Origin of the sequence: Pseudomonas palleroniana, from assembly GCF_003031675.1 — a bacterium.
GTDB lineage: Bacteria > Pseudomonadota > Gammaproteobacteria > Pseudomonadales > Pseudomonadaceae > Aquipseudomonas > Aquipseudomonas palleroniana.
On the sequence record NZ_PYWX01000058.1, the window covers coordinates 16,722 to 41,463 of the forward strand.

Sequence of the window (24,742 nt, forward strand, 5' to 3'; positions counted from 1 at the left end):
CACTCCATGAAGGACAGCGATACGAGCATCGGGGCCTGCCAGGCATACCGAGGTGATCCCATCGCAGCCTCGCTGGGGCTCGACAGCTCCCACAGGGGATCGGAGGTGCGGCCGCTTCAGGTGTTCTCAAATACCAACCGCGCACACAACCCGCCCCGCTCGCGGTTATGCAGCGCCAAGCGGCAGCCGATCTTGCCGACGATCATCTGCACAATCGCCAACCCCAACCCCGCGCCATTGGCATTGCCTCGGCTGTAAAACCGCTCGAACAGGCGCTCCATCTGCGCCTCGTCAATCCCCGGGCCCTGGTCTTTCACGCTCAGGCAATGGCTGCCGATCACGACTTTCACTTCGCTGCCCGCCGGGGAGAAGTTGAGGGCGTTGGTGACCAGGTTCTGGAACGCAATGGCCAGCGCTACCGGCTCGGTGGCGACCCAGCAAGCCTCATTGCCTTCGAGCACCAGGTCCACGCCTTTTTCCAGGGCGAGCGGGGTCAACTCGGCCAGCTCTTCGCGCACCAGTTCGGTCAGTTGCACCCGTTCACATACGGGGTTGTTCAGTTGCGGTTCGATGCGTGCCATGGTCAGCAGTTGGCTGCCGATACGGGTGGCGCGGTCGACGCCGTTGACCAGGAATTCCAATGCCTCGCGCCGCTGTTCTTCCGTGACGGCGCTCTGCGCGTTCTGGGCATGAATGCGCAAGATCGCCAGCGGCGTGCGCAGTTCGTGGGCGGCGTCGGCGATGAAACGGCGCTCACGGTCCAGCAGTTCATCCACCTGGACCAACAGGCGGTTGAGCGCGGTTTGCATGGGCTCCAGGTCGCCAGGCAAGGGCTTGAGGTGTAAGGGTTGCAAGGTCTCGGCGGTTCGCCCACGGATGGACAGGGCCATGCGGCGCAACGGTTTGAAGCCCCAGCCGATCACCAGCCAGATCAACAGCGCCAGCAGCGGTACGCCGATCAGCGTGGGCCAGAGGGTATGGCGCACAATGCGCTGGATCAGGTCCTGGCGGATGTCATCGCGCTCGCCCACCCAGATCAACAGGCCCTGCTGCGGGTCGGCCAGGAGGAAGGCGCACCAGTCGTTGCCGTTGTCCATCAGGTCGTGGGAACCGAGGGTCGCGGGCGGCGCCGCCAGCACGGGGGCTTCGGCGGAGCGCACGAGCAATTCACCCGAGCTGTTCCAGACCTGGAACGTCAGGCGGGTTTCATAGGGGTGGGCGGCGCCATCCTCGCCCACTCGGCTCATGGCCTGGTCAAACGCCTGGTACAGCCGGTCCCAATCCGCTTCGCCGGGGTCACGCTGGCGCAACACGCCTTGCAGCAGGCGCGCACTCTGGGCGAGTTGCGCGTCGTAGACTTCTTCGATTTCGTGGTGGCTGTCACGCAGCACCAACCAGCTGATCAGGGCGTCACCCGCCAGGATCAGCAGCAATACAGGGACGAGGATGCGCGCGCGCAGCGAGGTCATGGTTTGAGCGCCAGTACATAGCCAACGCCGCGCACGGTGCGGATCAGCTCGGTGGATAACTTTTTGCGCAGGTTATGGATCAACACTTCCAAGGTATTGCTCTCGACCCGATCCTGCCAGCCATACAGCGCACGGGACAGGCGCTCGCGGGTCACTACCTTGCCGGGGCGCACCATCAGTTGGTGCAGCAGTTGGTATTCCATCGGGGTGACGATGATGTCGGCGTCCTGGTAGCGCACCTGCTGGGTCGCCGGGTCGAGGCTGATGCCCGCGTGCTCGAGCATCGGTTGCGCACGCCCCTGACTGCGGCGCAACAGAGCGCGCACGCGGGCTTTGAGTTCTTCGACATCGAAGGGTTTGATCAGGTAGTCATCCGCGCCGGCATCCAGCCCGGCGATGCGCTCGGCGGTGCCGTCGCGGGCGGTGAGGATCAGCACCGGGATATCGTGCTGCGCGGCGCGCAATTGCTGCAACAGGTCGAGACCATCGAGGCGCGGCAAGCCGAGGTCGAGCAGCAGCAGGTCGAAGCTCTCCGTGCGCAGGGCATGCAGGGCCGCGAGGCCATCGTGCAGCCAATCGAGGGTGTAGCCTTCGGCGCCCAACGCCACGCGAATGCCCTGGCCGAGGGCACGATCATCTTCGACGAGGAGTAGGCGCATAGCGAAATCTCTGTAGGAAACGGCCGCATCATGCCGGGTTCTGGCCCTGTCTATTTCGGCAAAGATGTTACGGCGCATTGCCAACTAAGCTTGCGCTAAGGTTGGTTTTGCACTGTGAAACCTCCCACATTTGCTGAGAGCTTTTCCATGCGCAAAATTCTCCTGCTGTCCCTGATTCTCGCCAGCCCCCTGGCCGTCGCCGGCCCGCAGTGCACCACCGCCGAGCGTTCACAGTGGCAAGACGAAAAAGCCTTCCAGGACAAGCTCAAAGCCGAGGGCTACACGATCAGCAAATTCAAAGTCACCGACGGCAATTGCTACGAGATCTACGGCTTCGACAAGGACAAGCGCAAGGTCGAGATCTATCACGACCCGGTCACCGGCAAAGCCGTGAAGACTGAGATCAAGGGCTGATATGCCGGGCGACTCCCTGCGTCTGTGGGACCCGCTGGTCAGGCTGTTTCATCTGTCGATCGCCGGGGTCTTCATCGCCAACTACGGCCTGAATGAGGCGGGCGATACCTGGCATGTCTGGCTGGGCTACTACGCCATGGCCTGGCTGCTGGTGCGCACCGTGTGGGGGTTCGTCGGGCCGCGCAGCGCACGCTGGGCAGACTTCTGGCCCACGCCAAAACGCCTGAACGCCCACGTGCGCTCCCTGCTCAACCGCAACCCGCAACATCGCTTGGGCCATTCGCCGCTGGGTGCGCTGGTGATGGTGTTGATGCTGTCGGCATTGCTGACACTGGGTGTCAGCGGTTTCCTGATGCAGGAAGTGGACGCGCTATGGGGCGCCGACTGGCCGCTGCAAGTCCACGCGAGCGCCGCCAATGTGCTGCTGGCGCTGGTGTGCGTGCATGTGCTGGCCGCCGTATTTGAAAGTATCCAGGTGAAGGACAACCTGCCGTTATCCATGCTCACCGGCCGCAGGAAGCGCTTGCCGGATGAACGTGCGCAGTAATCTTTTCCGACAGGTTCTCTATGCGCTCCGCCTTAATCATCTGCAGCCTGCTCGCGGTATTTTTCGCTGCCTGGCAAAGCCATCCGCCGCATACCCTGGCACCATTTGCCCAAGCCGGCCCGAGCGATACACCAGCCGCCACGACGCCGCACTACACCAGCCGTTTTGTGTCCTCGCAGCTCACCGATTTTGTGCACTCCTCCTCCGTGACAGCCCTGCCCGGCGGTGATCTGATGGCGGTGTGGTTTGCCGGCTCTCGCGAAGGCGCCGCCGATGTGCAGGTGCGCACTGCGCGGTTTGATGCGCGTAGCGGCGAATGGGGCGCCGAGCAGGTGTTGGCCACGCGTGAAAGCACCCGCGATGGCACCCAGCGCTACATTCGCAAGTTGGGCAACCCGGTGATCGCGCTGGGTCCGGATCAACGCCTGTGGATGTTTTATGTGTCGGTGTCGGTCGGTGGTTGGGCCACCAGCGCGATCAACGTGATGGTCTCGCAGGATCTGGGCGCGAACTGGTCGGCGCCTCGCCAACTGGTGACCTCGCCCTTCTTCAACATCAGCACGCTGGTGCGTGCCGCGCCGGTGTTTCATGCCGACGGCTCCATCGGCCTGCCGGTTTACCACGAGTTCATGGGCAAGTTTGCCGAGTACTTGTACCTGAGCGCCGACGGTGCGGTGATCGATAAATTCCGTATCAGTCGCGGCAAGCATTCCCTGCAACCGACCATCGTGCCGCAGGATGGCCAGCGCGCCGTGGCGATGCTGCGTTATGCCGGTGACACCCACCACCGGGTCCTCGCCAGCCGCACCGAAGATGCCGGGCAAACCTGGAGCGAACCCTACCCACTGGCCCCCGCCAACCCCAATTCGTCGCTGGCGGCCGTCGCCACCCAGCACGAGGGCCTGCTGGTGGCCCTCAACGACCTGCAAGACGGTCGCTTCAAACTCAGCCTCTACGGCACCGACGCCCGTCTCAGCCAGTGGCGCAGCGTGATCGAGTTGGACCAGTCGCCTGACCCGCAGGGCCAACCGTTCGCCCCCGAGGTGTACAAAGAGATCATCGGCGAAGGCTTTCGCGCCTCCAGCGGGGCCCGGCGCCTGCCGCTGGCACAACGTTTCCTGAGCAACCTGGACTACCGCGTGTGCAAGCCGCGTGGCTGTGAATTCGAATATGAATACCCCTACTTCAGCCGCAGCCCGGACGGCATGTACCACCTGGTGTACTCCTGGAATAACACCTTTATCAAACACGTCAGCTTCAACGAAGCCTGGCTCGCGGAGCGTCTGTGATGATGTCGTTGTGGCAAGCCCATTTGAGTTTTGTGCTGCTGGGCTTTGTGCTCTCCAGCACGCTGGGATCCACCCGGCGATGGCGGCCATGGTTGCTGCCGATGTGGGCAGGGCTCAGCTTCATTCCCGTGCATGAACTGCCGCTGGCCGCCTACGTGCGCAGCTTCACCGATGACTTGGCCATCAGCACCCTGGTGTTGCTGGCGTGGGTCGCGCTCTGCCGTTTGGGGCTGCGGCAACCGCTTGAGCCCAGGCATCAACTGCAACTGCTGATGCTGTTCGGTGGGCTGAGCCTGCTGCTGTATCCGGCCACGCTGGGGCTGACGTATGTCGACCCTTACCGTTGGGGTTTCAACCCGCGCCCGATGATCGTGATGGTGGCAGCTGCCGCGTTGTTACTGGTGTGGCTGCGCAATGCCCTATGCGTCTGGATGCTGGCGCTGGGCACCCTGGCGTTCGCCTTGCGGCTCAAGGCTTCGGAGAACTACTGGGATTATCTGGTCGATCCGCTGTTGGCGGGTTACTGCCTGGTCGCAGGCTTATCGCAACTCAAACTGTGGGAGCGGGCTTGCTCGCGATGGCGTCGGCACGGCCAGAGCCGCTTTGGCTGATACACGCTGCATCGATTCAAAAAATGAGGACGAAACATGGGTGCGTTGCAATCACGCCGCCTGCGCTATGGCGTGGGTGCGATCGGGTTGGTGTTTGTGTTGCTGGCGGCACTGCGGCTGGTGTTTGTGGTGGGCTTTTCGGGCCTGGATGTCAACACGCCAGGGCTGATGGAAACCCTGGGCATCGGCCTGCGGTTCGACCTGCGCCTGGCGGTATTGATCCTGTTGCCACTGGCCGTGCTGGCCTGGCTGCCACGCTGGAACCTCACCACGCTGCCGGCCCTGCGCTGGCTGGCACGCGGCTATCTGGTGCTGGTATTGGCGGTGGTCGGCCTGGTGTACATCATCGATTTCGGCCACTACGCCTACTTGGGGACACGCATCAACGCGACCGTGCTTCGTTACCTGCAAGACGCGCAGATTTCTCAACAGATGGTGTGGGAAACCTACCCGGTGCTGTGGATAACGGCCTGTTGGCTGAGCGCCGTGGGGCTGTGGGTGTGGGCGCTGGTCTGCCTGGAACGACTGACCCTGGACCGCAAAGCCCAGCCCATCGGCAAACTGGCGCTGGCCTCTGTCTCAGTGATCGGCGTCATCGCGGTACTGCTGGCCCTGCTCGGCCGCGTGGCTAACCTCAACCTGGAAAACCCGGTGCCCCTGCGCTGGAGCGACGCCTTCTTTTCCGGCAACAGCCAGGTGGCTGCGGTGGGCCTGAACCCGGTGCTGTTTTTGTACGACACGCTCAAGGTCGGCCAGGCGCAATTCGACGAAGCCAAGGTGCGCGAGCTGTACCCGCAAGTCGCCCACTACCTGGGCGTCGACCAACCCGATGCCGAGCGCTTGAACTTTACCCGCGAACAGGCCGTGCAGCCCTATCGCCTGGCCGGCGAGCGGGCGCCCAACGTGATCTTTGTGATGCTCGAATCCCTCGGCACCAGCGCCGTAGGTGCCTACGGTAACCCGCTGAACCCCACGCCGAACCTGGACAAACTGGCGACGCAAAGCTGGTTGTTCAAACACTTCTATGTGCCCGTCACCGGCACGGCGAAAACCGTTTGGGCGAGCATCACAGGCGTGCCCGACGTAACCCGTCGGGAGACCGCCACCCGCAACCCGTTGATCACTCGCCAACACACGTTGATCAACGCGTTCGAGGGTTACCAGAAGTTCTACATGATCGGCGGCAACGCCGGTTGGGCGAATATCAACGCCCTGATCCGCCAGAGCATCGACGGCGTGCAACTGTTTGAGGAAAGCCACTGGCGCTCGCCACGCGTGGATGTGTGGGGTATTTCCGACCTGGATCTGTTCAAGGAAAGCGACCGCCTGCTAAGCGCTGTTCCCAAGAACCAGGCGTTCTTCGCCTACCTGCAAACCTCCGGCAACCACCGTCCCTTCACCATTCCTGAGCAAAACGATGGTTTCCAGGTAAACGACGTCACGCTGGAGCAGGCCCAGGCGGCCGGTTCACGTAGCGTCGAGCAATACCAGGCGGTGCGGCTGCTGGACTACAACATCGGCCGCCTGATGGAAATCGCCAAGGCCGGCGGCTGGTACGACAACAGTATTTTTGTGTTCTTCGGCGACCACAACACGCGCATCAGCCAGATCCCGCACATGGCCCCGGCTTTCGAGCAATTGGGCCTGGAAAGCAACAACGTGCCGTTGCTGATCCACGCGCCCGGCCTTGCGCCTCGCGTGATCGAAGAAGCGGTGGGCCTGGCCGACCTGCTGCCCAGCGTGGCCGGCCTGGCGGGCGTACCGTTTACCAATAGCGCAATGGGCCGGGATATCCAGCAACCGGCGCCGGAAGGCGAACGCATGGTGCCGTTGGTACTGCAGGAAGGTACATTTCCGATTATTGGCGGGGTCACCCGGCGCTTCCTCCTGCAAATGCAGCACGACGGTAGTTCACCCACCTTGCATGACTTGGCCTCGCCGACGCCTCGCGAAGACGTCGCCCAGCAACATCCCGAAGCGTTCCAGCGTTTACAGGCGCTGACACGGGGCCTGCATGAAAGTGCGCGGCTGATGCTGTTCAGGAATGTGCGCGAATAATCACTTGGGCTGGAAGGTTTCCAGGTACGCCAGGATGTCCTGGATTTTTTGCGGGTCACTGATGCCCCAGAAAATCATGCGCGTACCGCTGACCACGTTCTTCGGCGCCTCGATATAGGCGGCGAGTTTGTCGCGGGTCCAGACCACGCCGGAGTTTTTCATCGCATCGGAGTACTGATAGTCCGTAGTGGTGCCGGCGGGCCTGTCGATGATGCCGTTGAGCTGCGGGCCGAAACCACCCCGCGCGCCCTCGCCGATGCTGTGGCAGCCGCCGCAGGTCTTGGTGAAGAGCTTGCCGCCCGCCTCGGCATCCCCGGCAGCGAAGGCCGGGCCGGTGGTGAGCATCAGGGCGCAGGTCAATAAGGCGTACTTCATGGGCGACTCCACATCAGGTGTAGCGGGCGATTATGCCTGTTTGTCAGTCGGCCATGCCTTGAGGCGTGCGCGCCGATGACCACTCATCGTTTTGGATAGCCTGGATCGAACCTATTCGAGCCGGTCCCACTCCATCTAGTTGTTATCAGCGGGTGAAGTAAAAATCATGGCTCAGCCAGCAATTTTAGTGTTGGAAGACGACGAAATCATTCGGGCGTTGATGGTGGATGTACTGGAAGATTTCGGTGCTCGGGTGACGTCGTTTCCGTCGGCTGATGAAGGCATGATTTACCTGGAACGCGGCGACGCCCCGGTGGACCTGATTGTCAGCGATATCCAGATGCCGGGTTTACTCAACGGGTATGACTTGAGCAAAGTCGTGGCCCATCGCTGGCCCACTGTGCCGGTGGTGCTGACGTCCGGCAATACCAAGTTGGCGGCTGAGTTGGGCAAGTCGGTGAGATTCCTGCCCAAACCCTGGAGCGTCGAGCATTTACTGCAATGCGTGCAAGGAGCTCTGACCCCGCAGGGTTTCTCGATGCATTAATAGCACCGCGACATCATTTGAATTGAACTTTGCGGTATTCGCCAAGGTCGTTGGTGAGACTAGGAGCGATTTTTTCTGATCCGCCGGTCAGTGTTTTCGTGTTTCGCGCAGAACCCGGCCATGAGTTGTGTAGAATCGTCGCCCATTTCCACGCGTCATTCATGGCCGAGAGGCCCACAGTTCGAGCTTATTGAATGCATTCACAGGCCCATGACGTCAGTGCGCCCTCGTTGCTGGAAGCGTTGCGCACAGGCACCGGCTTGTTGCATGTCGCGTTGGAAAAGCGCTTGCCGTTTTTTTCCGAACACCTGGACGCGCAGTGGTATCAGCGCTTGCTCCAGGCGTATTACGGATTTTATGCACCGATGGAAGTCAGCCTGTATGCAAGCGGCCTGATCCCCGCAGGCTTTGACCCGGCACAGCGTGTGAAAACCCCGACACTGGTGAACGACCTGAAAGCCCTCGGCCTGGACGACGAAGCCATAGCGGCCTTGCCCTACTGCCGCCAACTGCCGACCTTCGACACCCCCGCCGCATGCCTCGGCGCTCTTTACGTGCTGGAAGGCGCGACGCTCGGAGGCCAGCTATTGCGCCGGGAAATGGCCCAGCGCCTGGCGGTGAATGCCGACAACGGTGGCGCATTTCTTAACGTCTACGGCGCCGAAACCGGTCGACGCTGGAAAGACTTTCTCGATTACCTGGGTTGCCTGCCACTGGACGCTGACGCCAAAGCGCGCGCGGTCATTGCTGCCCGCTCGACATTCAGCGGCTTTGAGCAATGGCTCGAACGCCAGGAGGTACTGCTATGAAACCCGATGATTTTGAAGAACTGCTGGCCAACTGCGCAGACGAACCGATCCGCTTCCCCGGCGCCATCCAGCCCCACGGCGTACTGCTGACCCTGTCGGAGCCGGGCCTGAATATCATCCAGGTCAGTGCCAACGTCAGCAGCCTGTTTGGTCACGCGCCGGAGTCACTGCTGGGCCAGCCGTTGCACACACTGATCGGGATGGACCACGCCCAGGCCGTGCAATCGATAGCCGAGCACAATACGTTTTTCGACGCGCCGACGCTGCACGTCACCTTCAATGGCGAGCCCTTCGAAGGGTTGCTGCATCGCCACCAGAATGTACTGGTGCTGGAATTCGAACCGCGGCTGGAGCACTTCAAGCCGCGCGCGCTGAATGGCCGCACCAGTGACCTGGGCAAGATGCTAAAACGCCTGCAATCGGCGAAAACCCTGCAGGCGCTGTACGAAATCAGCGTGGCCGAAATCCAGGCCATGACCGGTTACGACCGCGTACTGATCTATCGTTTCGAAGAAGAAGGCCATGGCCAGGTGATCGCCGAAGCCTCGGCACCGTCGATGGAGCTGTTCAACGGGCTGTTCTTCCCGGCGTCCGACATTCCGGAACAGGCCCGCGAACTGTACCGCACCAACTGGCTGCGTATTATCCCGAATGCGGCCTACGAGCCAGTGCCCTTGGTACCCAAGTTGCGCCCGGACACCGGCCAGCCGCTGGATTTGAGTTTCGCCACCCTGCGCAGCGTGTCGCCGATTCATTGCCAGTACATGCAAAACATGGGCGTGCTGTCGTCCATGAGCATTTCGCTGATGAAGGGCGACAAGCTTTGGGGGCTGATCAGTTGCGGCAATCGCGAGCCGTTGCTGGTGCCCAACGAACTGCGTAGCGCCTGCCAGACCATCGGCCAGGTGTTGTCACTGCAGATCAGCGCGATGGAAGCGTTGGAACTGAACCGGCAGCGCGAAGAAAAAATCGACGCCTTGGCCACCCTCGACAAAGCCATGAAAGCCTGCGACGGCAACGTGTTCGACGGCCTGGCCCAGCAAGGCCAAGTGCTGATGGACCTGACGCTGTCCGGCGGCGTGGCGATCATCGAAGACAGGCAACTGCACCGTTTCGGCAATTGCCCGGAACCGGCGCAGATCCGAGCGCTGCATAAATGGCTGCAAGACAGCGGCGAAGCGGTTTTCTCCAGCCATAACCTGGTGTCGGTCTACCCACCCGCCGCAGCGTTTCAACAGGTCGCCAGTGGAGTCTTGGCCATGAGCCTGCCGAAGCCTGTGGATAACGGCGTGTTGTGGTTCCGCCCGGAGGTCATCGAGAACGTCAACTGGAGCGGCGACCCGAACAAGCCCCTCGACCTGGAAAGCTCTGACGCCGGCTTGCGCCTTCGTCCGCGTACGTCCTTTGAAATCTGGAAGGTGGAAATGGCCGGTATCTCCACCAAATGGAGCCATGGCGACCACTTTGCCGCCAATGACCTGCGCCGCTCGGCCCTGGAAAACGACCTGGCCCGCCAGGTTTTGCGTGAACAACAGGCCGTACGCGCCCGTGATGAGCTGGTGGCGGTGGTCTCCCACGACCTGCGTAACCCGATGACCGTCATCTCGATGCTCTGCGGCATCATGCAAAACGCCTTCAGCTCTGACGGCCCGCACACGTCACGGCGGATTTCGTCGGCCATCGACACCATGCAACAAGCCGCCGGACGTATGAATACGTTGCTGGATGATCTGCTCGACACCTCGAAAATCGAGGCGGGGCGTTACGTGGTCAAGCCGGTGGCGCTGGATGTCAGCCAGATGTTCGAGGAAGCCTATGCCCTGCTGTCCCCACTGGCGTTGGAGAAAGGTATCGACCTGTCGTTCAACGCCGAGCCGGGACTTCGGATCAACGCTGACCCGGAGCGGCTGTTCCAGGTCCTGTCGAACCTGATCGGCAACGCCATCAAGTTCACCCCGCGCCAGGGCAATATCGGTATCAGCGCCATGAGCCACGGCGAAGAGATCGTGTTTTCGGTACGCGACTCCGGCGAGGGCATCGAACCCGAGCAATTGCCTCACGTCTTCGACCGTTACTGGACCAAGACCGAAAACAACCCCACCGGCACTGGCCTGGGGCTGTATATCAGCCAAGGGATCGTGCAGGCTCACGGCGGCAAGATCGTTGCTGAAAGTGAGGTGGGGCGTGGCAGTGAGTTCCGCTTTACGGTGCCACGCCTCCACGACAACGCTCAGGCCTGACCCAAGCGGTCGGGCGACGCTTGTGCCCGCCCGCTCTTGTTAAGGATGCCGAACGCATTACGCGTGAGCCGGGCCAGCGCATGTTCGCCACGCGCGGCCAGGGAGAAGTGTTCCAACTCTCCCCACAGCTCAATGTCACCCACCAGGTAGACCCGATGCCTGGCGCGGGTCAGCGCCACATTCAGCAGGTTGGGTTTGGAGGCGGCCCATTGCGCGCCTCCCGCGTGGTCCCTGTCCGCGCCCAGGATCATGAACACCGTGTCCTGCTCTTTGCCCTGAAACGTATGCACCGTGCCGACGTTACGCTTGAGCCACTCTTTAAGGTCCGTGCGCCGGGGCTCGGCACCCGCCCATTTGACTTGCATCAGGTGCTGGCGCAACGCCTGGCGCACGGCCTTGAAGGGCGACACCACATACAATCCGGGCAATGCCTGGTCGCGCTGGAACAGGCACACGATCACCTTCGCCATGAATTCAACCTGCTCGTACACCACTTGTTTGCGGGTCACGTTGCCGCGTATGTCGACCCAGCCGCTGGGCAGGTCGATCAATGGCGCGTCCGGAGCGTTTCGCTGAGCATGGCCCAAGACCATCTTGTCGTCATAAGCCATGCGATTGGCCAGGGAAAACATCGGGTCATAGCAACGCCGGTGCACGCGCAACGGGCTGCCAATCCAGAGACGCTGCCCCATCATCGGCGCATAGGTGCCAAAACGGCTGGCTTGATCCGCCAGGCGTTGCACCGACACCTGATGGGGCGCATAGCTGTCGTCCTGGGTAAACGGTGACAGTTGCCCCAAGGCCGTGATCAGTTGCCGTGGCAGGGTAAACACCGGTTCAATTTGCAGCGGGTCGCCTACCACCACACAACGTCGGGCTCGCCATAGCGCACCGACCGCCGCCTGGGGCACCGCCTGCCCGGCTTCGTCGATAAACACCCACCCCAGCGCGTCGCTTTGCAAGCCTCGAAACTGATTGGCAAAGGAGGCAAACGTGGTGGACACCACCGGCACAATCATGAACAGGTTTTGCCAGATCGGCAGTACGTGGCCGGCGTCTTCCGGCTGCTTGTTGTTCAGCAGGTTGGAGATGACCCATAGATTGGAGCGCATGCGGTTTTTGGGCTGCCCGGCCTCATGCAACCAGGCTTGCTGCAATTGCAGGGCAGCCGCGAACAACGCCGAGCGCAGTCGAGCGAACTGAGCGTCATGCCACAGACCGTTGATCTGAAACTGCGGCAACTCCAAGTCAGCCAGGGCGGCAGGCAGCACAGGAACACCCAGGCGTTGCTCAAGTACCGCACGCTCTGCGGTTTTGGTTTCCCAGTCGCGAGACCTTTGCGCCAGGCTGCGCTCACCGGCTTGCCGTTGAGCGTCAAGCTTCGCGAGCTGGCAGGAAAGGGTCACCGCTTCGCTTTTGAGCGCTCTGAGACGAGCATGCGATTCGAGCTGCAACTTGGCATTTTCAGCGCATTGGCCCATGTAGGTCTTGGCAGACTGGGTGCGCCACAACCGCGCCCACCAACCAGGCGAGGTGCGATCGATCAGTCGTTGCTGTTCGACGAGCAACAGGCACTCCTGCCCCTCCACGTGCTGCAGGCGCAGATTCTCGCGTACAGCCGCGTCAGCAGCCTCCACGCCCGCTCGCAATTGCGTATGAGCTTGCTGCGCCTGCGCCACGTAGCTGGCCTGGGTACCATCGCCCAGCTCTTCGAGCAATTGCGCCAGGCGCTCGCGCTCAGCCAGTGCGGCGCTGACGGCCTTATCGGCCAGGCTGAAAGCGGCGCGAGCCTCAGCAAAACGGGTCGGCTGCGCCTGATCGAACCACTTCCAGAGGGTCTGCGGCCGCTCGGTTTTATCGGACTCGAATTCGTTGAAAAACAGCCCTTCGCGAAAGCGTCGCCGATTACCGGCGTTGCCCAATGCACAGCTGACAAGGCCCCAGGGAACGTCCCGGCCCTTGGGGAAAACCGGGCCGGATTTTTTGACCTTCACGGCCAGGTTATGGGCCACCGGTTGCAGGTAACCGACCGATTGCCAGGCAGCGTCCAGGGCGCTGCGCTTGGTCAAGTCCACCGAGATGTTTTCCACCGCGGCATTATTCGACGATGCCACGACCATCTCGAAACCGGTCAGGGCCTCGATCAAGGGCCACACCTTGCGCTGTTCATCCATGAAACGAACAGTCAGCGGCTGCGTACTGAACGCATCATTGACGCTCGACAGGCCCGACAGCACCCGCGCACGGCGCACGATGTTGTCGGCAAACAGATCTCGTAACAGTGTCGTCTTGCCGGTACCCGGCGGCCCGTTGACCGCAAACAAGCCGTTGTACTGCAAGTCTGCGCCGGCTTGATTGAGCGCGAACTGTTGCATCAGGCTCATCGGGTGCTCGGCGTTGCCCAACCAGTGGCCGATGCTCAAATGGCGCGGCCGCAACCGTTGGTACAACAGCTCGCGCCCGGCGTTGGAATACAGGTCCAGGCGCTGATCATCGGCAAGCGGGGTCAGGTACTGCCGCAGGGCGGCGGGCACATTGCCTGTCCGCACACTGTGCATCGCCCGCTCGAGATCGCCGATGTAAAAGCTGTTGAGGATGTCGAGGTCGTCGACAGGGTCATCCTCATCCTCTTCTTCCTGGAGTGTTGCGGGCTCCTGATCGCTTGCATCATCAGGCGCCTGGGTGGTCCTGGCCTTGGTCTTGACCTCAAGTACGGCCAGCGGCTGGTCAGCCCCTGGGTAAAAACCCGCCCACTGGCACAGGGTCTGGTGCAGCGAAAGCACTTCACTCGCCGTCAGCGGGCCGCTGGCATTATCCACACGGGTGGCGAAGAAGTTGTTGAACCGGTTGACCAAGTCGTCGCGGGCAGACTCGAACTCGGTGGCTCCCAGCGCTCCCAACCCGTGGGACAACGCCTGGCCCAAGGCCCAAGGTGCGGTAGAAATGGAGATGGAGCCTGCGAGGGGGCAACCGGACTTATCCAGGCTGATCCTGGCAAAACAGGTCTGCCCCTCAAGGTCGGCACGCGCCTCTTCCTCGAAGCGCGCGGCGGCACTCAACGGTGCGGGAACCGGTACTAACTTCTCACACAGCGAGAGCACTGCAGACTTGTCGAACACGCCCAGGAAGAGGCTGTAGCTGATGATCTCCTGATCAACAGGGACATCCATGTGATTCCACTGGGTAGAGCCGGCGTCGAGACAGGCTTGCGGCAAGATCACCTTAGATTGCCAGTCCTCCAACTCATCCAGGCGCTGATCCAGGCCATAGGGCACAAAAAATTCGACCTTGTGCCAATAATCCAATATGGCTAAAAGTCTTTGCTGATCAAAGGGTGCCAACGTCCTGTATCCCGAATATCCATAATCGAAGGGTGAGTGTACACGCCCCCTCTTCGCAGCGGAGCAGCGCCATCGCCACGCTCGGTCATCTTTTGACGCGAGAAGTTTATAGTCCAGTCGCCCAGTGCTCTGTAGGTTGGGTGCGCGTCGACCCGCTCGACACGTTCCCACCAACGGAGATCGCCATGATCGATTTGTTTTTCAGCATTCCGCCCAGCTATGCCTCCCTGCATCCGGATCGCAGTGTCACGCCTGACCGGCCCCCAACCGTAAAACCCAAGCCTGCGCCCGAGCCTGGCCCCGCCATCGATTTCAGCGGGCGCCGAAACAAAGCGGCTCGCCCAGGCAATCTGGATAGCCTTGGAGGCGGAAGCGTTCTTTAAACGCTGCTTGAGTTTTTTTGTAGGAGCGAGCTTGCTCGCTCCTACATCGGCATGAGTGATGGCTCGTAGCCACAACTCTAAAGCAGTATTCCCGCCCTATTCAAAGCCCACGGCCCACGAGGTAAAGTAGCGCCAGCCACGGAGTATCGGCGTCAACCATGATTGGCCCTCAGAGCCAATCCAAGCAGGGAGCGCGCATATGGACGATACCTCCGACAACCCGCCGCTGAGGAACGATTTTTCCGACCTCAACAGCGAACTGCTTCACGCGGTCATGGAATTGGTCAGCGATGGGATCTGGGATTGGAATGCCAATACCGGCTTCGTCTACCGCAACCCGGGCTGGTACGACATGCTCGGCTACCCCCGCCACTCCATGGAGAACAGCGTATTCACCTGGGAGAACGTGATCCACCCGGATGACTACCCGCAAGTCATGACGCTGTTCGATGACTACATTCATCATCGTGCGCCCTTTTACCGAACCGAATACCGCTGCCGCAAGGCCGATGGCACTTACCTGTGGATCGAAGACCGCGGCTACATCATCGCGCGCAATGACGACGGCTCGGTGGCGCGCATGGTCGGTGCCCATCGCGATATCCAGATACGCAAATCCTCGATCGAACAGCTTGAGCGACGTAACCAGTCCCTTGAAGCCCTGGTAGCCGAGCGCACCCGCGAGCTGTCACGGGTCAACCAGCAACTGCAATTGCAACTGGAAGAAAACCGTTCCCTGGCTGAACGCGACGCCCTGACCCACGTGGCTAACCGCTACTGCCTGGAGAAAGTGCTGCTGGAAGAATGCGAGCGCGCCGAACGCTTTCGTTCGCCGCTGGCGCTGGTGGCCATGGATATCGATGACTTCAAGCCGATCAATGATCAGCACGGCCACGCCGTCGGTGACCAGACCCTGGTGCGTGTGGTGGAGAGCCTGTCGGCCTGCGTACGCGAGGGCGACCTGCTGGCGCGCTGGGGCGGCGACGAGTTCATGTGGGTCTTGCCCAAAAGCTCGCTGGCGGTTGCCAGGGCGCTGGCCGAAGAGGCCCGCCGCGCCATGCACGAGGCTCCGGCGGTCGGTGCGTTCGCCCTCACCTTGAGCATGGGGGTGGTGGAACGTCGGCCGGGTGAGTCTCCCGCCGCCCTGGTGGCAAGGGCCGATCAAGCGTTGTATCGGTCCAAGGCGGCGGGAAAGGACAGGGTGTCGGAATAACGATCAGCGCACCGGCGGCGCGTACTGGATGCCGCCTTCACTCCACAATGCATTCAGCCCGCGCTTGATCTTCAATACGCTGCCCTGGCCGATGTTGCGCTCAAACACTTCGCCATAGTTGCCCACCTGCTTGACGATCTGCACGACCCAGTCCTTGCGCAGTTTCAAATCCTTGCCATATTCACCGTCGGCGCCGAGCAGACGGGCGACGTCGGGATTGCGGGTGGTCTTGGCTTGCTCTTCGACGTTCTGCGAGGTGATGCCCATTTCCTCGGCATTGAGCATAGCGAACAGCGTCCACTTGACGATGCTGAACCACTCATCGTCGCCCTTGCGCACCAGCGGCCCCAACGGTTCCTTGGAGATCACTTGCGGCAGCACGACGAATTCGTCCGGGTGGGCCATCTTGATGCGCTGGGCGTACAGGCCCGACTGATCGGTGGTCAACACATCGCAACGCCCGGATTCCAGGCCCTTGGCGCTTTCATCGGCGGTATCGAAGGTGATCGGCGTGTACTTCATGCCGTTGGTACGGAAGTAATCGGAGACGTTGAGTTCGGTCGTCGTGCCGGCCTGGAGGCAAATGGTCGCACCGTCCAGTTGCTTGGCGTCGGTCACGCCCAACTTGTGGTTCACCAGAAAGCCGATCCCGTCGTAGTAGGTCACGCCGGTGAACACCAGGCCCATGCCCGAATCACGCGAACTGGTCCAGGTGGTGTTGCGTGAAATCACATCGACTTCACCCGATTGCAGCGCGGTGAAACGCTCCTTGGCGGTCAGCTGGCTGAACTTCACTTTCGAGGCATCGCCAAATACCGCTGCGGCGACGGCATGGCACACATCGACGTCGATCCCGGTCATCTTGCCCTGGCTGTCCGGTACGCCGAAACCCGGCAGGCCGTCGCTGACCCCACACTGGATAAAACCCTTCTTCTGAATCGCGTCCAGTGTTGCGCCCGCGTGCGCAGTACCGGCCAAGGCCAAGGCTGCAGTGGTGCCGATCACGGCCAAGGTGGTTTTGAATGGGTTCATGCAAGGCGCTCCCTGTCATTCCTTTTTATTCGGCGCTGCACAGCCCGCGCCGGTTTATAGTGATGCCAGGCAGTATCGGCGGGTTTCCCGCCTGCCACAAACGACCTTTCGGCAAAGGCTCCTTCCGATTTGGAATGAACTGCATGATTTCAAAACGCTTGACCCCTTCGATGACCGCCTTGCAATGCTTCGAAGCGGCCGCCCGCCACCTGAGTTTCACCCGTGCCGCTGAAGAACTGCACCTGACCCAAAGCGCGGTGAGCAAGCAGGTGGCGCAACTGGAAGAGATGCTGTGCCACAACCTGTTCGAACGGGTGCGCCAGCGCTTGTACCTGTCACCGGCAGGTTCGCTGTACCTGGCCGAAGTGCACAAGATCTTGACTCAGGTGGATATCTCCAGCCGCTATATCCTCACCTACGGCGGCGAGACCGAAGTACTGCGCATCGCGACCCAGCCAACGTTCGGTGACCGTTGGCTGGTGCCCAAGCTCAAGGATTTCGCGGCCAAACATCCCAGTATCCACTTGGACGTACGCAACGAGCTGGAGCCTTTTGACGTGCTGCAGGCCAAGGCGGATATCGCGTTTTTCTTCGGCCAGGGCTCATGGCCGGGGGCGACCTGCATCGAGTTGTTTCACGAGGCGGTGGTGCCGGTCTGCGCACCGGGGTTCGTCGCCGAGGGCAGCGATGCCTCTTCGCGCCATACCCTGTTGCAGTGCACATCGCGCCCGGAAGCCTGGCACGAGTGGTTTCTGGAGCAGGGCCTGCACTCGCAGAACAGCTACCACGGGCCGCGTTTCGACACGTTCTACATGTGCATCCGTGCGGCGCAGTCGGGTTATGGCGTGGCATTGGTGCCGCAGTATCTGGTGGCCGAGGAGTTGGCCAGCGGCAGCTTGATGATCCCGTGGAACTACGCAATGCCCAGCGCTGGCGCGCATTTTATTGCCCATGCCGAACATGCCGGCGATATCCCCAAAGTGAAGGCCTTCCTGAACTGGATGGTCGACTACGTCGGCGCACATCCTGACTTTTAATAATGACCCGGCGACTTTATTTCGTTTGCGACAGGGCCGGGCGTGCGGCTTAGATAAAAAACGCCCGCCACTGCAGAGTCCGAGAGTCATGAGCCACGCCACCATCAGCCAGTCGATTTCCATCGTTCACCCGATCAGCCTCAGCCACGGCAAGAACGCCGAGGTGTGGGACACCACGGGCAAACGCTATATCGACTTTGTCGGCGGCATCGGTGTGCTCAACCTCGGCCATTGCCACCCAGGCGTGGTCGAGGCCATTCGGGAACAGGCCACGAAGCTGACGCACTACGCGTTCAACGCCGCGCCCCACGCGCCCTACCTCGAATTGATGGAACGCCTCAGCGCGTTCGTTCCAGTGGGTTACCCGGTGAGCGGCATGCTCACCAACAGCGGCGCGGAAGCCGCTGAAAATGCCTTGAAGATCGTGCGCGGCGCCACCGGGCGCACGGTGGTCATCGCCTTTGACGGCGCCTTCCATGGCCGTACCCTGGCCACCCTCAACCTCAACGGCAAGGTCGCGCCCTACAAGCAAAAGGTCGGCGTACTGCCAGGCCCCGTGTATCACCTGCCCTACCCCAGCGCCGACAACGGCGTCACTTGCGCCGAAGCGCTGAAGGCCATGGACCGCTTGTTCAGCGTGGAAATCGACGTCAGTGACGTCGCCTGTTTCATCATCGAACCGGTGCAGGGCGAAGGCGGCTTCCTGGCCCTGGATATCGAGTTTGCCCAAGCCCTGCGGCGCTTCTGCGACGCAAACCACATCCTGCTGATTGCCGATGAAATCCAGTCCGGCTTTGGTCGCACCGGCCAACGCTTTGCGTTCTCGCGACTGGGCATCGAACCGGACCTGATCCTGCTCGGCAAAAGCATCGCCGGCGGCGTGCCCTTGGGCGCCGTAGTCGGCCGTAAACCTTTGCTCGACAACCTGCCCAAGGGCGGCTTGGGCGGCACCTATTCCGGCAACCCCATCGCTTGCGCCGGCGCATTGGCTACCCTCGATGCAATGACGGATGCACACCTCAAAACCTGGGGTTCACAGCAGGAAGAAGCCATCACCCGCCGTTATCACGCCTGGCGCACACAAGGCGTGTGCGCGTACCTGGGCCGCATGACCGGCGTGGGGGCCATGCGCGGCATCGAGCTGGTCAATGCCGACGGCACGCCGGCCTCCAAACAACTGACCCAACTGCTGGAACTGGCACGGGACGCGGGCTTGCTGCTGATGCCCAGCGGCAAGTCGCGGCACATCATCCGCCTGTTGGCACCACTGACCATCGAGCCCGCGGTGCTGGAGGAAGGGCTGGATATCCTGGAGGCGTGTCTGCGGCAGTTGGCCTAGTAAAGCGGAGGGTGACGTCGGTCCGGTCCCGAGGTGACCGTTGGTCTGTTCTGCGGACGAGTCGCGATAAGGGCATTGTGCTGCCTTGACCTGACTCCCCTGCCCCTTGAAAATGCGCGACGCTTTTTTGTCCCGCTTACTGAAGTAGTGAAATTTCAATGTCCGATTCGCACACCGAAGAATCCGTAGTCGCCTTGCACTCCAAAGCTGAATACGAAAACGCCATCAATCTTTCACAGCATGTGCCTGCCGCCAAGATCATCAGCGAGATGGTGTTGGACGCGTTCCACACCTCCAAGGAAAGCGACCAGATCCGCGAACTGCGCGTCGCTATCCGCCAGGCCCACGATGCCTTCGACGATGACAAAGCCTACGACCTGATGGGCCAGCTCAAGCAACTCAAGGACGCCGAAGCCGCCGACAATGCTGCGCTGGAAAACCTCAGCAGCCAGTTTTCGATCAGTCGCATTCTGTCCAGTTTCAAGGACGACCCCGAGTTTCAGGAACTGGTCTATGGCCTGGCCCTCAAGGTGCTGAACCAGAGCCACCAGGCCATCAGCAACCCAAGCGCCGGCAAGGGCAAGGCGGCCCGCGCCAAGAAAGAAGCCGAAGTGTTTGTGATCAGCAAAGACGGGATCAGCGTCACCCTGCCGCTGCGCACGCCACGCTCCAAACTGAACGTGGACCGCGAGGCGCTTGAGTTCCTTGGTTTTGCGTTTGTGGGTGAAGGCAGCGAAGCCGAACTGGAAAGCGAAACCTTCATCGATAACAGCGGCGTGGAGCAACCGGTCACGCGCAAAAGCATCGTGACGGCCCTGCAACAGCAGAGCGCCTTTGACGGCTACGCCATCGCCGCGCAATAAGGGCGTTCAGCCTGTGGCGAGGGAGCTTGCTCCCGCTGGGCCGCGCAGCGGCCCCAGCTTTGGGTTTGAAAAGACTGGGCCTGCTTCGCAGTCCAACGGGAGCAGGCTCCCTCGCCACAGTCGCAGCGTTGCGCCTTTGGCCGACTAAGCGTTCATCACCTGCCCCGCGAACACTTCACGAAAGCGTTCCATCTCCTGCTGGGTGCCGACTGTCACCCGCACCCACTGCGGCCAGTTTTTCCAGACCCGCCCCACCATCACGTTCTGTGCGGCGAGCCGCTCGATGACGTGCTCGGCGGGCTGTTTCACGTCGATCATGAAGCAGTTGCTCTGCGAGACCGTGCAGGTGAAGCCGCGGGACTTGAGCCAGGCCAGCGTTTCTTCGCGCACCCGGGCATTGAGCGCCTTGCGCTGCGGCAGCAGCGTGACGTCTTCCAGGCTCGCCCGGGCGCCGAGCAAGGAGGACGCGGCCGGTACGTTATCGCCACCGAACACCGCCAGCCGCTCCAGCAACGCAGGGTGGCCGATTGCCAAACCCAGCCGCGCTCCAGCCATACCGTAGATCTTTGAGAATGTGCGCAGCACCAGCAAATCGTCATGGTCCTTGACCCAGCTCACGCAACTGGGGGCATCGGAGAAATCGATATACGCCTCATCCACCACCAGCACGCAGCCTTCGGGTTTGTTTGCCAGCGCTTGGCGGATCGTCGCGCTGGGCGTCAGGGTGCCGGTCGGGTTGTTGGGGTTGCACAGGTAAAGCAGGCCCGCCTGGGGATCAGCGGCGAGCATGGCGGGCACATCATGGGCGTGCCTGGCATCGAGGTTCACTTCGTGCACCGGCGCCTTGTGCGACTCGGCAGCCTGGCGCGGCAGTTCGTAGGACGGCGTGGCCATCACCAGGCTGCGGGCTTCGCTGGTGAACGCCACCACGGCGTAGCGCAGTGCGGCCATGGAGCCGGCAAACACGGCCACATAGTCTTCCGGGATGGCCTGCTGCTGAGCGAACAAAGCGGCCAACGCGTACATGTCCGGGTAGGGATACCGCCCGGACGTCGCAATCCCACGCTGCATCGCCTCACGAGCAGCGCTCGAGGGGCCGTAGGGGCTTTCGTTGTAGTTGAGCAATACCTTGTCAGACGCTGCCGCCGCCGGGCTGGCGAGCGCCCAATCCAGACGCCCGAGTATCGGCAGGGCCGCGCCGACGGCAAGAAGGGAACGACGACTCACGCTGACCATGGTAACGACTCCTCGTAGGCGGGGATGGATTCGCACAGCTCATACAGAGGAGTATGACGAGGAGAACACCGGCTGATTTAACCGGGCACTGGGCGATCAGCGCTCCAGGTAGTCGATGATGGGGTAGCTCGCACACAACGCCTGCACCTGCGAACGCAGCTGTTCGCGTACCGCAGGGTCCTGCCGGTAATCCTCCTCGCCCAGCGGTGTCACGCTGTCCAGCACCTGGCAAATCAGCGCGACAACCTGCCGGCAGCCCGGCGGGTCGATCATGCGTTGCGCCATGGAACCGGTTCCGATACACACGCCGCTGGTGACCCATGACGAGCGCGTCTCACCCGGTACGCGATGCTTGTTCACCAGCAGGCCGCAGCCCTCCAGCGCCGACTCCGCGATGGCGCCGGTCATGGCGCCGCGCAACCGGATCAGCACCGTGTGGTTTTCGCTTCGCCCACCCACGACGTCATAGTCATGCGCCTGAAAAGCGCGGGCCATTTCATCGGCAAGTGTACGAACCCGCTCCATGCAGGCGTCGAATGCCGGCGACTTGGCGTACCCCAGGGCGGCCGCTTTAGCCGCGATCATATTGACCGCCGGTGCCCCCTGCATGCGAGGGAAGACGGCCTGGTCGAGGACGCGGCTGAAGGTCGACTTCAAGCCGGGCACCTTGGTATTCGCATCGCGCCCGGACAGGATCAGCCCACCACGAGGGCCGCCCAATTGCTTGTGCGTGCAGGTAATGGTGACATGGGCTGCGTTGATCGGGTTGGGATGGCGTCCGGTCACGACCAGCCCGGCAATATAGGAAATGTCAGCGAGCAGGATGGCGCCGGCCTCATCGGCAATTTCGCGAAACCGCTCGAAATCCACCACCCGCGAGTAAGCCTGCGCCCCACAGATGATAATGCGCGGACGATGCGCGAGGGCCAGGCTGCGCACCTGCGCGTAATCGATGAGGCCGTCGGCGGTGGTGCCGTAACGGATGGCTTTGTAATAGGCGCCCGTGAGTACAGCCGGGCTGCCGAGGGCGAGATCGCCGTCATGGTCGTGGGCCATGCCCAGTAAGGTATCGCCCGGTTCAAGCAGCGCTGAGAGGACTTGGGAGATCGCACTGGAGGCTGAGTGCGACTGTACGCCTGCGTAGTGGGCATCGAACAGTTCCAGCGCCCGGCGAATGGCCAGGGCTTCGACTCGGTCGACGTTCTCGCAGCCCGTACGATGACGCCTGCCCGGCATGCCTTCCGCCGTGACATTGACCAAGGCCGAGGCACTGGCCACCAGCGTATGCGGCTTGACGGCGCAGGATGAAGAGACCAGCGATAAGGTGCGGTGCTGTCGCGTGACTTCCGCATCGAGGATGCTCGCCAGCTCAAGGTCTTCAGCGTGCAGATCCGCCAGGCCACGACGCAGCAGGTCGGCCTGGTCTTTCAGTGGTGCGGTATTGAGTGCCATCAGTGCGGTTCCCTTCCAGGGTGTTGCGAGCCGATTCGTCCTGAACCGAGGCATTCAATTAAACAGAAATTTAAACATTTTCCCAATTAAATGTTCATTTCTGCGCGCACAGATGACGGCAAAGCAGCGAGGCAGAGCATGCGGGACTTTATTGTTGTGGCCGACGCGTGCAACACTCGCGACGCCGTGCAACTGGCGGTGTGGAAAACGGACGTTTATACCTAAAGGGAAGTGGTGAGCACGTGATACACAAACGGGAAAAAACCGAGCACTTGAAGAGCAACATCAAGTACTTGATCAAAAGCCGTGGCGAAACCCAGCTTTCGCTAAGCAGTGCCGCCGGCCTGACCAGGACCACCATCTACAACATCCTGGAAGGCAAGGTCGTCAACGTACAGCAGTCGACCATTCGCAAGATCTCCGACTTCTTCGGTATCTCCTACGACGAGATCGAGACCGTCGATTTCGAAGCCAAGGAAATCCTCGAGAGCAGTGTCTCCCCTCTGGGCAACATGAATCCCGCAGCCGTGCCGGTGCTCAAGGAAAGCCAGGTGATGCAGAACCTGGACAAGCGTATTGGCGAACTGGCCACGCGGTATCCGTTGACCTACTACTTCGGCACCTGCTGCAACCTGATCGGCGTGCGCCTGGAGCGCGGCATTCCCGGCATCAACGAAGCGGGTGATTTATTGATCGTGCAAAAAGGCACGTCGAGCCCCGGCAAGGAAAAGTTGGTGTACGACAGGGCCATCCGCAAGATGTTCATCACCCTTGACGCCTGTAGCGCTTCGGAACGCCTGTGCGTGATCGGCGACATCATCGAGGAGCGCTTCAATGACAACGTATGAAGCGAGCGTTGAAAACAGCAACTACAAGCTGCTGGGGTTTGAGAATGACAAGAGCCTGGCGATCATCATGGTGATTGCCACCGGCAAGGTCATCAAAATGAAACTGAGCGAAGTCATCAACAGCGAAATAATGGACAACCTGAACAAAATGGAAGTCAAGAACCTGTACAAGAAGTTCTATTCGCAGGGAGGCACGCTGACCGCCTATGACTTGAACGATCGTAACGAGAACTCCTGGATGATCTACATCATCCTCAACCTGCTGTTGTTCACCTTCTATATTTTTACCAGCATCGCCGCGACCAAACCCATTTACCTGGAGTCGCTGGGCATCATCGTCACGCCGGGCACCTTCCTGTATCCGCTGACCTTTCTGATCGTGGACCTGCTCAACGAGCAGTTCGGCCTGCGCCTGGCCAGAAGGGCCATTCTGTTTGCGTTTGCCAGTAACGCGATGATCATCATCCTGCTCTACGGCTCGACCTTCCTGCCGGGGCTGCCGGGCTGGAAACTGGATGGGCCGTACAACGACGTGATCATCCAAGTGTCCTCGGTACTGGTCGCCTCCTCGGTGTCGTTCCTGGTGTCCGAGAATATAAACTCGTACTTGCTGTGCAAGATCAAAGAGCTGACCAACTCCCAGTACCTGTACCTGCGCATCTTCCTCAGCACATTCTTCGCGGTCATCATCGACAGCTTCCTGTTTTGCTTCATCGCCTTCTACGGCGCGATGCAAACCAGCGATATCCTGAGCATGATCTACGTGCAGATCGCGATCAAAGTCGGCTTTGCCTTCTTCAATATCCTGCCTGCCTACGGTGCGCGCGCATTGTTCAAGCGCTGGATCACCGGCACTACGGCCTGATTGATTACCTAGCAACTGTGCCTTCACGACTGTAGTGAGCGGGCTTGCCCCGGTACAAACCGGGGACATCGTTTACATTTCTAACCGGGGACATGGTTTACAGGCTAATACGCAT

The 24,742-nt window shown here is 61.2% G+C and carries 21 protein-coding genes; 14 read left to right on the forward strand and 7 right to left on the reverse strand.

Features of this window, described 5'->3' with window-relative positions:
* Window positions 1-116: 116 nt before the first annotated feature.
* Together C9383_RS19750 and C9383_RS19755 are read right to left on the reverse strand one after the other, a co-directional pair.
* Window positions 117-1,469 (reverse strand): sensor histidine kinase, encoded by a 1,353-nt coding sequence (locus tag C9383_RS19750; RefSeq protein ID WP_090368668.1) that lies wholly within the window; start codon window positions 1,467-1,469, stop codon window positions 117-119.
* The gene (locus tag C9383_RS19755; RefSeq protein ID WP_060754342.1) at window positions 1,466-2,128 is read right to left on the reverse strand and encodes a response regulator; all 663 of its coding nucleotides are present in this window, start codon (window positions 2,126-2,128) and stop codon (window positions 1,466-1,468) included. The genes C9383_RS19750 and C9383_RS19755 overlap by 4 nt, the downstream gene beginning before the upstream one ends.
* A gap of 147 nt (window positions 2,129-2,275) precedes the next feature.
* Between C9383_RS19755 and C9383_RS19760 the strand changes: the two genes are divergently transcribed.
* From C9383_RS19760 to C9383_RS19780, 5 genes are read left to right on the forward strand one after another with little or no spacing between them, the layout of a single operon-like run.
* Window positions 2,276-2,542: a PepSY domain-containing protein gene (locus C9383_RS19760; protein ID WP_015885790.1), complete on the forward strand. Its 267-nt coding sequence runs from the start codon at window positions 2,276-2,278 to the stop codon at window positions 2,540-2,542.
* Between the two features lies 1 nt (window position 2,543).
* Window positions 2,544-3,089 carry a cytochrome b/b6 domain-containing protein gene (locus C9383_RS19765; RefSeq protein ID WP_090368666.1) on the forward strand — a complete coding sequence of 182 codons (546 nt, stop codon included), beginning with the start codon at window positions 2,544-2,546 and terminating at the stop codon, window positions 3,087-3,089.
* A 20-nt stretch (window positions 3,090-3,109) separates the two neighbouring features.
* A complete protein-coding gene (locus C9383_RS19770; protein ID WP_090368664.1) occupies window positions 3,110-4,378 on the forward strand; it encodes a sialidase family protein in 1,269 nt (422 codons plus the stop codon).
* Window positions 4,378-4,989, forward strand: a complete 612-nt coding sequence (locus C9383_RS19775; protein ID WP_090368661.1) for a hypothetical protein — start codon at window positions 4,378-4,380, stop codon at window positions 4,987-4,989. Before C9383_RS19770 ends, C9383_RS19775 begins: the two co-directional genes overlap by 1 nt.
* Before the next feature lie 36 nt (window positions 4,990-5,025).
* Entirely contained in the window at window positions 5,026-7,047 is a 2,022-nt protein-coding gene (locus tag C9383_RS19780; RefSeq protein WP_090368660.1) for an LTA synthase family protein, read from the forward strand.
* Here the strand turns inward: C9383_RS19780 and C9383_RS19785 are convergent, their stop codons facing one another.
* Complete coding sequence (locus tag C9383_RS19785) at window positions 7,048-7,422, reverse strand: c-type cytochrome (protein ID WP_090368658.1); 375 nt, start codon at window positions 7,420-7,422, stop codon at window positions 7,048-7,050. It abuts the gene before it with no gap.
* A gap of 166 nt (window positions 7,423-7,588) precedes the next feature.
* Between C9383_RS19785 and C9383_RS19790 the strand changes: the two genes are divergently transcribed.
* The 3 genes from C9383_RS19790 to C9383_RS19800 all read left to right on the forward strand — a co-directional run bounded on the left by C9383_RS19790 (window position 7,589) and on the right by C9383_RS19800 (window position 11,018).
* A complete protein-coding gene (locus tag C9383_RS19790; protein WP_090368656.1) occupies window positions 7,589-7,969 on the forward strand; it encodes a response regulator in 381 nt (126 codons plus the stop codon).
* A gap of 194 nt (window positions 7,970-8,163) precedes the next feature.
* A complete protein-coding gene (locus C9383_RS19795) occupies window positions 8,164-8,778 on the forward strand; it encodes a biliverdin-producing heme oxygenase (RefSeq protein WP_090368654.1) in 615 nt (204 codons plus the stop codon).
* The gene (locus C9383_RS19800) at window positions 8,775-11,018 is read left to right on the forward strand and encodes an ATP-binding protein (protein WP_090368652.1); all 2,244 of its coding nucleotides are present in this window, start codon (window positions 8,775-8,777) and stop codon (window positions 11,016-11,018) included. Before C9383_RS19795 ends, C9383_RS19800 begins: the two co-directional genes overlap by 4 nt.
* Here the strand turns inward: C9383_RS19800 and C9383_RS19805 are convergent.
* Window positions 11,009-14,323 (reverse strand): DEAD/DEAH box helicase, encoded by a 3,315-nt coding sequence (locus C9383_RS19805; RefSeq protein ID WP_090368650.1) that lies wholly within the window; start codon window positions 14,321-14,323, stop codon window positions 11,009-11,011. The two genes, C9383_RS19800 and C9383_RS19805, sit on opposite strands and share 10 nt — an antisense overlap.
* Window positions 14,324-14,941: 618 nt before the next feature.
* Between C9383_RS19805 and C9383_RS19815 the strand changes: the two genes are divergently transcribed.
* Complete coding sequence (locus C9383_RS19815) at window positions 14,942-15,955, forward strand: sensor domain-containing diguanylate cyclase (RefSeq protein ID WP_090368645.1); 1,014 nt, start codon at window positions 14,942-14,944, stop codon at window positions 15,953-15,955.
* Window positions 15,956-15,958: 3 nt separating this feature from the next.
* Here C9383_RS19815 and C9383_RS19820 read toward each other — a convergent pair whose 3' ends face one another.
* The gene (locus C9383_RS19820) at window positions 15,959-16,987 is read right to left on the reverse strand and encodes an amino acid ABC transporter substrate-binding protein (protein WP_060754354.1); all 1,029 of its coding nucleotides are present in this window, start codon (window positions 16,985-16,987) and stop codon (window positions 15,959-15,961) included.
* 143 nt (window positions 16,988-17,130) lie between these two features.
* Between C9383_RS19820 and C9383_RS19825 the strand changes: the two genes are divergently transcribed.
* The 3 genes from C9383_RS19825 to C9383_RS19835 all read left to right on the forward strand — a co-directional run bounded on the left by C9383_RS19825 (window position 17,131) and on the right by C9383_RS19835 (window position 20,226).
* Entirely contained in the window at window positions 17,131-18,024 is an 894-nt protein-coding gene (locus C9383_RS19825) for a LysR substrate-binding domain-containing protein (protein ID WP_090368643.1), read from the forward strand.
* 88 nt (window positions 18,025-18,112) lie between these two features.
* On the forward strand, window positions 18,113-19,363 hold the full coding sequence (locus tag C9383_RS19830) for a 2-aminoadipate transaminase (protein ID WP_090368641.1): 1,251 nt from the start codon (window positions 18,113-18,115) through the stop codon (window positions 19,361-19,363).
* A gap of 158 nt (window positions 19,364-19,521) precedes the next feature.
* Entirely contained in the window at window positions 19,522-20,226 is a 705-nt protein-coding gene (locus C9383_RS19835) for a hypothetical protein (RefSeq protein ID WP_060754358.1), read from the forward strand.
* Between the two features lie 144 nt (window positions 20,227-20,370).
* Here C9383_RS19835 and ptaA read toward each other — a convergent pair whose 3' ends face one another.
* Both ptaA and C9383_RS19850 read right to left on the reverse strand, forming a co-directional pair.
* Window positions 20,371-21,462, reverse strand: a complete 1,092-nt coding sequence (gene ptaA, locus C9383_RS19845; RefSeq protein WP_090368639.1) for a pyoverdine biosynthesis transaminase PtaA — start codon at window positions 21,460-21,462, stop codon at window positions 20,371-20,373.
* Between the two features lie 96 nt (window positions 21,463-21,558).
* The gene (locus C9383_RS19850; RefSeq protein ID WP_090368637.1) at window positions 21,559-22,914 is read right to left on the reverse strand and encodes a serine hydroxymethyltransferase; all 1,356 of its coding nucleotides are present in this window, start codon (window positions 22,912-22,914) and stop codon (window positions 21,559-21,561) included.
* Window positions 22,915-23,156: 242 nt separating this feature from the next.
* On the opposite strand from C9383_RS19850, the gene C9383_RS19855 reads away from it, so the two are divergent.
* Entirely contained in the window at window positions 23,157-23,762 is a 606-nt protein-coding gene (locus tag C9383_RS19855; protein WP_090368635.1) for a helix-turn-helix transcriptional regulator, read from the forward strand.
* Window positions 23,749-24,627 (forward strand): queuosine precursor transporter, encoded by an 879-nt coding sequence (locus tag C9383_RS19860; protein WP_090368633.1) that lies wholly within the window; start codon window positions 23,749-23,751, stop codon window positions 24,625-24,627. The genes C9383_RS19855 and C9383_RS19860 overlap by 14 nt, the downstream gene beginning before the upstream one ends.
* Window positions 24,628-24,742: the final 115 nt, after the last annotated feature.